General features: G+C 57.8%; 10 protein-coding genes. 9 read left to right on the top strand and 1 reads right to left on the bottom strand.

From position 1 onward, the window contains the following. Window positions 1–32: 32 nt before the first annotated feature. The gene (locus tag QMM04_RS06435; RefSeq protein WP_021506953.1) at window positions 33–872 is read right to left on the bottom strand and encodes a dienelactone hydrolase family protein; all 840 of its coding nucleotides are present in this window, start codon (window positions 870–872) and stop codon (window positions 33–35) included. A 300-nt stretch (window positions 873–1,172) separates the two neighbouring features. Between QMM04_RS06435 and udp the strand changes: the two genes are divergently transcribed. From udp to tatC, 9 genes are all read left to right on the top strand, one after another. Beyond that, window positions 1,173–1,934: a uridine phosphorylase gene (udp, locus tag QMM04_RS06440; RefSeq protein WP_021506952.1), complete on the top strand. Its 762-nt coding sequence runs from the start codon at window positions 1,173–1,175 to the stop codon at window positions 1,932–1,934. A 100-nt stretch (window positions 1,935–2,034) separates the two neighbouring features. Next, a complete protein-coding gene (locus QMM04_RS06445) occupies window positions 2,035–3,306 on the top strand; it encodes a hypothetical protein (RefSeq protein ID WP_058775536.1) in 1,272 nt (423 codons plus the stop codon). A gap of 117 nt (window positions 3,307–3,423) precedes the next feature. Further along, window positions 3,424–4,935, top strand: coding sequence for a DNA recombination protein RmuC (gene rmuC, locus QMM04_RS06450; protein ID WP_021506950.1), 1,512 nt, complete (start codon window positions 3,424–3,426; stop codon window positions 4,933–4,935). A gap of 75 nt (window positions 4,936–5,010) precedes the next feature. Next, window positions 5,011–5,769 carry a bifunctional demethylmenaquinone methyltransferase/2-methoxy-6-polyprenyl-1,4-benzoquinol methylase UbiE gene (ubiE, locus tag QMM04_RS06455; protein WP_021506949.1) on the top strand — a complete coding sequence of 253 codons (759 nt, stop codon included), beginning with the start codon at window positions 5,011–5,013 and terminating at the stop codon, window positions 5,767–5,769. A 6-nt stretch (window positions 5,770–5,775) separates the two neighbouring features. After that, window positions 5,776–6,381 carry an SCP2 domain-containing protein gene (locus QMM04_RS06460; RefSeq protein WP_211727051.1) on the top strand — a complete coding sequence of 202 codons (606 nt, stop codon included), beginning with the start codon at window positions 5,776–5,778 and terminating at the stop codon, window positions 6,379–6,381. Then, a complete protein-coding gene (gene ubiB / locus QMM04_RS06465) occupies window positions 6,378–8,015 on the top strand; it encodes a ubiquinone biosynthesis regulatory protein kinase UbiB (RefSeq protein WP_021506947.1) in 1,638 nt (545 codons plus the stop codon). Before QMM04_RS06460 ends, ubiB begins: the two co-directional genes overlap by 4 nt. 110 nt (window positions 8,016–8,125) lie before the next feature. Beyond that, on the top strand, window positions 8,126–8,371 hold the full coding sequence (tatA, locus tag QMM04_RS06470) for a Sec-independent protein translocase subunit TatA (RefSeq protein WP_038643775.1): 246 nt from the start codon (window positions 8,126–8,128) through the stop codon (window positions 8,369–8,371). 9 nt (window positions 8,372–8,380) lie between these two features. After that, entirely contained in the window at window positions 8,381–8,911 is a 531-nt protein-coding gene (tatB, locus tag QMM04_RS06475) for a Sec-independent protein translocase protein TatB (protein WP_282995844.1), read from the top strand. A 2-nt stretch (window positions 8,912–8,913) separates the two neighbouring features. Continuing rightward, window positions 8,914–9,675 carry a Sec-independent protein translocase subunit TatC gene (gene tatC, locus QMM04_RS06480; RefSeq protein WP_021506945.1) on the top strand — a complete coding sequence of 254 codons (762 nt, stop codon included), beginning with the start codon at window positions 8,914–8,916 and terminating at the stop codon, window positions 9,673–9,675. Window positions 9,676–9,833: the final 158 nt, after the last annotated feature.

Raw genomic sequence — 9,833 nt, forward strand, 5'->3', positions numbered from 1 at the left:
TTGTTGAGTTGGGGCGCGCTGGCGCCCCTTTTTTATTCTGCGTTCGGCGCGACGCCATACTGCTTAAACCACGCCAGCATGCGCTGCCAGCCATCCTGTGCGGAATCGGCGTGGTAGCTCGGACGATAGTCGGCGTTGAAGGCGTGACCAGCTTCCGGATACACCACAATCTCGGCTTTGGCATTGGCCGCGTGCAGGGCCTGGCGCATCTTATCGATACTCTCCAGTGGAATGCTTTCATCCTGGCCACCGTACAGTCCCAGCACCGGTGCATTCAAATCCACTGCAATATCAATAGGATGTTTCTGCTGCTTCAGCGTTTTCTCGCCCTCCAGGCGACCGTACCAGGCGGCGGCGGCGCGCACCTGCGGATTATGGGCGGCAAACAACCAGCTGATGCGACCGCCCCAGCAGAAACCGGTGATCGCCAGACGACGGATATCGCCGCCGTGGCGCGCCGCCCAGTTGGCCACGTGGTCGAGATCCGACAGTACCTGCGAATCCGGCACTTTGCTCACCAGCTCTTTGAACAGGGTAGGGATATCGTTGTAATCGTTGGGATCGCCTTCGCGGAAATAGAGCTCCGGCGCCACGGCGAGATAGCCTTCCAGTGCCAGACGGCGGCACAGATCGCGGATGTGCTCGTGCACGCCGAAAATTTCCTGCACCACCAGCACGACCGGCAGCGTGCCGCTAAACTGTTGCGGACGAGCATAATAAGCCGGCAGGTTCTCACCCTGGCTCGGCACGGACGTCTCGCCCGCGTGAATGGCATCGCTGGCGGTAATGATGGTGCTGGCTGCGGTGGGCTGCACCGCTGGCGCAAAGCCGTCGGTGGCAGATTTTTGTGCCATATTGTCTTCGGTTTTCATGGTTCTCTCCATGCTAGCAAGTGCGCAATCACGTAACTATAGCCTGGCCTTACGGCAAGGCTGGCGTAGGGTACGGGGGATGGTTAACCTGATCTGCTTCTCTATTAACACTGCCTTTTACGGTTACACAGCACCGCTTGTAGCAATTCAGCGCAGCAGACCGCTAATATGTGATTAGAGTCACACAATATCTTTAGTTCAATGTAACTTTCATTATTGATAGTGAATTCAGTCACATATTTATCCGGGCCGCTGACGTAAAGTGGCGCGCTTATTCCCCTTATCTTCCAGGAGTCTGATATGGCCCAGTCTGACGTTTTCCACCTTGGCATCACCAAAGCCGATTTGAAAGGAGCCACGCTGGCGATTGTTCCTGGCGATCCGGAGCGCGTGAAGAAAATCGCGGCGCTGATGGAGAATCCTCAGCACCTCGCGTCGCACCGTGAATTCACCACCTGGCTGGCGGAGATCGACGGCAAACCGGTGGTTGTCTGTTCCACCGGTATTGGCGGTCCGTCCACCTCTATCGCCGTTGAAGAGCTGGCGCAGCTGGGCGTGCGTACCTTCCTGCGTGTAGGTACCACCGGCGCGATTCAGCCACACATCAACGTGGGTGATGTGCTGGTGACCACCGCCTCGGTCCGTCTGGACGGTGCCAGCCTGCATTTTGCGCCGATGGAATTCCCGGCGGTGGCTGACTTCGCCTGCACCACCGCGCTGGTGGCCGCGGCAGAAGCCTGCGGCGCGACCACGCATATTGGTGTCACTGCCTCGTCAGACACCTTCTATCCTGGCCAGGAGCGCTACGACACCTTCTCCGGACGCGTAGTGAGCCGCTTCCAGGGCTCGATGAAAGAGTGGCAGCAAATGGGCGTACTTAACTATGAAATGGAATCCGCTACACTGTTAACCATGTGCGCCAGTCAGGGACTGCGTGCCGGCATGGTGGCTGGCGTCATCGTGAATCGCACGCAAAAAGAGATCCCGGATGCGGCCACTATGAAGCAGACAGAAAGCGATGCGGTGAAAATTGTGGTGGATGCCGCGCGTCGCTTACTTTAGCGCGCCAGTCAGGGAATGATTTCGAGACCAGGCTTATAGGGAGCTCAGCAATTGCCTGATTAGAATGCGCGCAATTTCAGCCGATTCTGAGAAATTTCCTATGCGCAAAACGATCTCTGTCCCACGTCCGGGTTTTACCAGCCGCCCTGCTGCAATGCAGGCCCGCGTTGAGAGTGCCGCCGCGCGGTTTCGTCAGGCAATGGCCGCGTCAGATTATCCTCTGGCGCGCCAGTGCTGCGAAGAAGTGCTGCGCGTCATGCCTAACCAGATGCAGGTGCTCAGCGACTACGCGCTGACGCTGATGCGCGTCGGCGAACATAAAAAATCCTACAAGATTTACCAGAAAATCTATCAGGCCCCGGCGGCGCAGCGCGCGCAGGCGTCGGAAACCTGGCTGGATGGCCTGACGGAAGTGTGTGGCTGGCTGAATAAGAAAGATGAAGTGGCGCGTTATGGCCTCGAATCGCTCACCCAATCCGACATGCGTTTCAGTCAGGGCGCGAAAGCGACTTTTCCTGCACCGGCGCCTGCGCCGATTAACCGCAGCAATCCGGCAGAAAATATCATCTCCTTCAGCCTGTACGGCGGTCAGCCGCGCTACTGCGAAACCCTGATTAAAAACGTTGAAGTCGCGCGCGAGCTCTATCCGGACTGGATGTGCCGCATCTATCTCGACGATAGCGTGCCGCAGCACGTGTGGCAGCGCCTGACCCAGCCAAACACCCAACTGGTGGATATGTCGCAGGAGAAAACCATTTTCCCTACGCTGTGGCGCTTTCTGGTGATGGACGATGCCAGCGTAAAACGCTACATCGTACGGGATGCGGATTCGCTGCTGTCAGAGCGCGAAGTGGCAGCCGTCGACGCCTGGCTGGCTTCGCCATTCTGGTTCCACCACATGCGCGATTATTACTCACACACCGAGCTGTTACTGGCCGGCATGTGGGGCGGCTGTCACGGCGTGTTTCACAATGTGGAGCAGCAGATGCGCGACTTTATCGCGCAGTATGACGGCAGCGAGCGCTTTACCGACCAGTACTTCCTCAAGGTAGCGCTGTGGCCGACGGTGCGCGACAGCATCCTCAATCACGACGATATCTTTCACTTCCACCACGCGCAGCCGTGGCCGGCGCATGCGCCGATTCGCTGGCAGACCGACAGCTTCCACGTCGGCAGCAACGCCGGTTTCGCCAGCATGGCCGGCAAAGTGGCCAACGCCGAAAATGGCCAGCAGCAGGTGGAGCTGACCTACGGCGGCAACAGCTGGTGCTATCCGGCGAAGGTGAAAAGCGACAGCGAATGGGTGCTGCCGATGCCGTTTTTCCTGATCGACGCCTGGAAAGCCGGCGACCTGACCGTGCGCGCCCTGTAGTTGCCCGGACGGTGCCTATCGCGCCCGCGATAAAATCCGCGGGTTGCCATGAATGTTCTGGACATTCATACAGTGGCGCTCTACCTTCTCCTCAGCGAGACGATCCGCGGGGGGATTATGGATCAGCAACTTATCATCAGCGGCGCGCTGGCGCTGGCCGGTTTGGGCATTGGCTGGATTATTGCCCAGCTGCGCGCCGGCCATCAGCACGCCAGCTTCACCACCGAACGCCGCCTGCTGGAACAGGCGCAGCAGCGTCAGCAGCAGCAGCTGGAACAGCTGCAACAACAACTGCAGCAGCGCGAACAGGAGCTGCGCCAGCTACACGGCACGCTAAGCGGCGCGCAGGAGCGCCTGCAGCAGCTGGATTACTGGCGGGCCGAGAGTGAACAGCTCAGCCGCGAACTGCGCAATCAGCTGGAAGTAAACAGCGCGCAGGAAGCCGAACTGCGGGAAGTCACCATTCGATTAGAAGAGACGCGTTTCGCCGCTGAGGAGAAGCAGCGTCTGCTGACCAACAGCGAACAGCGCCTGAGTGCGCAGTTTGAAAACCTCGCCAACCGAATCTTCGAAAACAGCGGAAAACGCGTCGACGAGCAGAACCGGCAGAGCCTCAACAGCCTGATCGGCCCGCTGCGCGAACAGCTGGACGGCTTCCGCCGCCAGGTCAACGATAGCTTCGGCCAGGAAGCACGTGAACGCCACACGCTGGCGCACGAGATTCGTCAGCTGCAGCAGCTCAACGCGCAGATGGCGCAGGAAGCGATCAACCTCACCAAAGCGCTGAAGGGCGACAATAAAATTCAGGGCAACTGGGGCGAAGTGGTGCTCAGCCGGGTGCTGGAGGCGTCGGGCCTGCGCGAAGGCTACGAGTACCAGACTCAGGTCAGCGTGCAGCTGGAGCAGCAGGGCCGTATGCAACCGGATGTGATTGTGCGTCTGCCGCAGGGTAAAGATGTGGTAATTGACGCCAAAATGACGCTGATTGCCTATGAGCGCTACTTCAACGCCGACGACGAGCTGACGCGCGAACAGGCGATTCAGGAGCACATCAACGCGGTGCGCGGCCATATCCGGCTGCTGGGGCGTAAAGATTATCAACAATTGCCCGGTTTACGCTCGCTGGATTATGTGCTGATGTTTATTCCGGTCGAACCGGCGTTTCTGCTGGCGATCGACCGCCAGCCGGAGCTGATCAGCGAAGCGCTGCAGCAAAACATTATGCTGGTCAGCCCGACCACGCTGCTGGTGGCGCTGCGCACCATTAATAATCTGTGGCGCTATGAGCATCAGAGCCGTAATGCCCAGCGCATCGCCGACCGCGCTGCGCGCTTGTACGACAAGATGCGGCTGTTTGTCGATGACATGAGCGGCATCGGGCATAGCCTCGACAAAGCGCAGCAGAGTTATCAGCTGGCGATGAAAAAGCTGGCGCAGGGGCGCGGCAACCTGATCGCCCAGAGTGAGTCGTTTCGTGCGCTTGGCGTAGAGATCAAACGGCCCATCAACCCGCAACTGGCAGAGCAGGCGCAGCCCGACGCGGCGGATGATACATGGGCCGATGACAGCGAGCCCGCTGAAAATGCGGCAGATTCTTCCGCCGCTTCCCTGCGCCGCATCAACGAATAACACGCCGGTGGCGTGCTCGGATCGCCCGACTCTGATACACTTCGGGAAGTATTGTTTGTGGAACAGGTAAAACCGATGGCAGATGAATCACAGCAGGAAACTACCCATTTTGGCTTTCAGACCGTCGCCAAAAGTGAAAAGGCCGATAAAGTCGCGGACGTGTTTCACTCCGTCGCGGCGAAATATGACCTGATGAACGATCTGATGTCGTTCGGCATCCATCGCGTCTGGAAGCGTTTTACCATCGACAGCAGCGGCGTGCGCCGCGGTCAGCGCGTCCTGGATCTGGCCGGCGGTACCGGCGATCTGACGGCAAAATTCTCGCGCCTGGTCGGTGAAACCGGTCAGGTGGTGCTGGCGGACATCAACAGCTCAATGCTGAAGATGGGACGCGAAAAGCTGCGCAATCTCGGCGTAACCGGCAACGTCAGCTACGTGCAGGCTAACGCAGAAGCGCTGCCGTTCCCGGATAACTATTTCGACTGCATCACCATCTCCTTCGGCCTGCGTAACGTGACCGAAAAAGAGAAGGCGCTGGCGTCGATGTTCCGCGTGCTCAAGCCGGGCGGCCGTCTGCTGGTGCTGGAGTTCTCTAAACCGGTTTTCGATCCGCTGAGCAAAGCCTACGACACTTACTCTTTCCACATTCTGCCGCGCATCGGCCAGCTGGTGGCAAAAGACGCGGAGAGCTATCGCTACCTGGCGGAGTCGATTCGTATGCATCCGGATCAGGAAACCCTGAAGGCGATGATGAACGACGCTGGCTTTGAAAATACCAGCTACTACAACATGACCGGCGGCATTGTGGCGCTGCATCGTGGCTTTAAGTTCTGATTAATCATGACTTTTACCCCTCTCATCACTGGCGGTCTTGAGACCGCCCTGAACCGTGTGTTGTACCGCGATCGCAGCCTGAAAACCGCACGCCAGCGTCTGGCCGGCAAAGTCCTGCTGCTGCGCCTGCAGGAGCTGGATTTTCCGCTGGTGCTGGTGTTCAGTGAAAACCAGCTGGATGTGCTGAGTGACTGGCAGGACCGCAGCGACTGCAGCGTCAGCCTGCGTTTCAGCACGCTGCCTAAGCTGCGCGATCGTCAGCAGCTGACCAGCCTGATTCGCAGCGGTGAGCTGGATGTGGAAGGCGATCTGCAGGTGGTACAGCAATTCTCCGCGCTGATGGATCTGGCTGAACTCGACCCGGCGGAATATCTCGCGCCGTGGGTGGGCGACATCGTGGCACAGGGCATCAGCCAGGCCGCTCAGCGTGCGCTGGCCCAGCTCAGACAGCAGGTCACCCGCCGTCAGGATTATCTGGGGCAGGTGCTGACCGAAGAGTGGCGCGTGGCACCGGGGGCGCTGGAGCAGGCGTGGTTTTGTGAGGAGGTAGAAGCGATGGAACGTGCGCTTAATGCGTTTGAGGCGCGTTTGGCACAGCTGGAGGCGAAATGACGCTGGGAGAAATTCGGCGCTTATACTTCATTATCAAAGTTTTTCTGACCTACGGGCTGGATGAACTGATTCCGCATATGCGCATTACGCTGCCGCTGCGGCTGTGGCGGCGCTGTGTTTTCTGGATCCCCAACCGGCACAAAGAAGCCGAGATGGGCATCCGTCTGCGTCTCGCCATGGAGCAGCTCGGTCCGGTTTGGATCAAGTTCGGTCAGATGCTCTCGACGCGCCGCGACCTGTTCCCGCCGAAAATTGCCGATGAGCTGGCGATTCTGCAGGACCGCGTGGCACCGTTCGACGGCGTGAAAGCCAAAGCGCAGATTGAGCGTTCGATTGGCGGCCCGGTGGAAACCTGGTTCGACGACTTCGATATCAAACCGCTGGCATCGGCTTCGATCGCCCAGGTGCATACCGCGACGCTGAAATCCAACGGCCGCGAAGTGGTGATCAAAGTGATTCGCCCGGATATCCTGCCGGTGATCAAAGCTGACATGAAGCTGATTTACCGCCTGGCGCGCTGGGTGCCACGTCTGCTGCCGGACGGTCGCCGTCTGCGTCCGATGGAAGTGGTGCGCGACTACGAAAAAACGCTGATTGATGAACTCAATCTGCTGCGTGAAGCTGCCAATGCGATTCAGCTGCGCCGCAACTTCGACCAGAGCCGCATGCTGTACGTGCCGGAAGTGTTCTCCGACTACTGCAGCGAAACCATGCTGGTAATGGAGCGCATTTACGGCATTCCTATCTCCGACGTTGCCACGCTGGAGCAGCACGGCGTCAACATGAAGCTGCTGGCCGAACGCGGCGTACAGGTGTTCTTCACCCAGGTGTTCCGCGACAGCTTCTTCCACGCCGATATGCATCCCGGCAACATCTTCGTCAGCTACGAGCATCCGGAAGATCCGCAGTATATCGGCATTGACTGCGGCATCGTTGGCTCGCTGAACAAAGAAGATAAGCGCTACCTGGCGGAAAATTTCATCGCCTTCTTCAACCGCGACTACCGCAAAGTGGCCGAGCTGCATGTCGACTCGGGCTGGGTACCGCCGGATACCAACGTGGAAGATTTTGAGTTCGCGATCCGCACCGTGTGCGAGCCGATTTTCGAAAAGCCGCTGGCGGAAATCTCCTTTGGTCACGTGCTGCTCAATCTGTTCAACACCGCGCGCCGTTTCAATATGGAAGTGCAGCCGCAGCTGGTGCTGCTGCAGAAGACCCTGCTGTACATCGAGGGCATCGGCCGTCAGCTCTATCCGCAGCTCGATCTGTGGAAAACCGCCAAGCCGTTCCTGGAGGACTGGATTAAGGATCAGATCGGCATTCCGGCCATCCTGCGGGCGGTGAAAGAGAAGGCGCCGTTCTGGGCGGAGAAACTGCCGGAGCTGCCGGAGCTTTTTTACGACAGTATGCGCCAGCACAAGTTATTGCAGCACAGTGTCGATAAACTCGTCACCGATTTAAACGCGCAGCGCACCCGGCATCATCAGGCACGTTATCTGTTTGGCGTCGGGGCTACACTGTTATTAAGTGGCACCGCCGTGCTGTTGAGCCGGCCTGACTGGGACTTCTTCCCGGCACTGTTAATGGCCGCCGGCATCGTCACCTGGCTCATCGGCTGGCGCAAGACAAACTGATTGTCTGCCTGGTGCAAATCGCGTAATGTCGCAGGCTTAAGTCCGGGTAAAAACGGACTTTCTGTGCGTTACAGTTAACCGTTTTTCACAGAATATTAGAGGCATATCTCATGGGCGGTATCAGTATTTGGCAATTGTTAATCATTGCCGTCATTGTTGTACTTCTGTTCGGTACCAATAAACTTCGCAACCTGGGTTCGGATTTAGGTTCTTCCATTCGTGGCTTCAAAAAAGCCATGGGCGATGAAGACGATAAAAAGGATCAACCGAAAGAGCAGGACGCTGACTTCAACGCCAAAACTCTGGCAGACAAACAGCAAACCTCGGCGAGCAAAGACGACGCCCGAGACAAGTAAGGGTTAACTGTGTTCGATATTGGTTTTAGTGAACTGGTATTGGTGTTCGTTATTGGGCTGATCGTACTGGGCCCACAACGATTACCGGTTGCGGTGAAAACCGTCGTGGGCTGGATTCGAGCGATTCGTTCCCTGGCTGCTAACGTGCAAAACGAACTGGCGCAGGAGCTGAAACTGCAGGAATTGCAGGACAGCCTGAAAAAAGTCGAAGAAGCAGGCCGCGGCTCGTTGTCGCCGGAGCTGAAAGAGTCCATGGAAGAACTGCGTAAAACCGCGGACTCGATGAAACGCTCTGTGCAGCAAAGTATCGATATCGAGAAAGCGGAAGATGAAGCTAACACCATTCATCAATCGCAGCCTGTTGCCGCGCAACCTGCTGCCTCTCCTCAGCCTGGGGTGACCCCGGCATCGGCAGAGCAGCAGGCCAGCGCACCGGCGCAGGCACCTCAACCTGTGACGACGGCGCCAGCGGAGACAGCGGCACCCGCCAGTGCTCCGCACAATACGACGCCGACACCTACCGTAAAAGATGAACGATAAACATGGCCGTTGAAGATACCCAACCGCTCATCAGCCACCTGATTGAGCTGCGCAAGCGTCTGCTGAACTGCATCATCGCGGTGTTTGTTATCTTCCTGTGTCTGGTTTACTTCGCCAACGACATCTATCACGCGGTGGCAGCACCGCTGATTAGCCAGATGCCCGCCGGCGCCAGCATGATCGCCACCGACGTGGCCTCACCGTTCTTTACGCCGATCAAACTGACCATCATTGTGTCGGTGTTTCTTGCGGTGCCGGTGATTCTTTATCAGGTCTGGGCGTTTGTCGCCCCCGCGCTGTATCGCCATGAGCGCCGCCTGGTGATGCCGCTGCTGTTCTCCAGTACGCTGCTGTTTTATGTCGGCGTGGCCTTTGCCTACTTCATTGTGTTCCCGCTGGCATTTGGCTTCTTCGCCAAAACCGCGCCGCAGGGCGTCACCATCGCCACGGACATCACCAACTACCTCGACTTTGTCATGACGCTGTTCATGGCGTTTGGCGTGGCGTTTGAGGTGCCGATTGCCATTGTGCTGCTGTGCTGGACCGGCATTACCAGCCCGGACGATCTGAAAAAGAAGCGGCCGTATATTCTGGTCGGCGCGTTTGTGGTTGGGATGTTGCTCACACCGCCGGACGTTTTCTCGCAAACTTTGCTCGCTATTCCGATGTACTGCCTGTTTGAAGTCGGCGTATTCTTCTCCCGCTACTATGTGGGTAAAGGACGTCAGGCGGCAGACGATGAGGAACAGAACCCCGACGCCTGATGTCTTTTATGCAGGGCATCCCGCTGATGGGGTGATGATGAATCTTAACCGCCCGCCTGCCGGGCGGTTTTTCTATCCGTCGCTTTAAGACGGAATGGGGAGCAAACATGTTTGATATCGGTGTAAACCTGACCAGCACGCAATTCGCAAAAGATCGC

Origin of the sequence: Pantoea sp. Pa-EAmG (assembly GCF_030024295.1) — a bacterium.
Taxonomy (GTDB): domain Bacteria; phylum Pseudomonadota; class Gammaproteobacteria; order Enterobacterales; family Enterobacteriaceae; genus Pantoea; species Pantoea dispersa.

Excerpts from the sequence above, each read along its gene's own strand:
- QMM04_RS06435 (WP_021506953.1), bottom strand. The coding sequence starts at position 872 with ATGAAAACCGAAGACAATATGGCACAAAAATCTGCCACCGACGGCTTT.
- udp (WP_021506952.1), top strand. The coding sequence starts at position 1,173 with ATGGCCCAGTCTGACGTTTTCCACCTTGGCATCACCAAAGCCGATTTG.
- QMM04_RS06445 (WP_058775536.1), top strand. The coding sequence starts at position 2,035 with ATGCGCAAAACGATCTCTGTCCCACGTCCGGGTTTTACCAGCCGCCCT.
- rmuC (WP_021506950.1), top strand. The coding sequence starts at position 3,424 with ATGGATCAGCAACTTATCATCAGCGGCGCGCTGGCGCTGGCCGGTTTG.
- ubiE (WP_021506949.1), top strand. The coding sequence starts at position 5,011 with ATGGCAGATGAATCACAGCAGGAAACTACCCATTTTGGCTTTCAGACC.
- QMM04_RS06460 (WP_211727051.1), top strand. The coding sequence starts at position 5,776 with ATGACTTTTACCCCTCTCATCACTGGCGGTCTTGAGACCGCCCTGAAC.
- ubiB (WP_021506947.1), top strand. The coding sequence starts at position 6,378 with ATGACGCTGGGAGAAATTCGGCGCTTATACTTCATTATCAAAGTTTTT.
- tatA (WP_038643775.1), top strand. The coding sequence starts at position 8,126 with ATGGGCGGTATCAGTATTTGGCAATTGTTAATCATTGCCGTCATTGTT.
- tatC (WP_021506945.1), top strand. The coding sequence starts at position 8,914 with ATGGCCGTTGAAGATACCCAACCGCTCATCAGCCACCTGATTGAGCTG.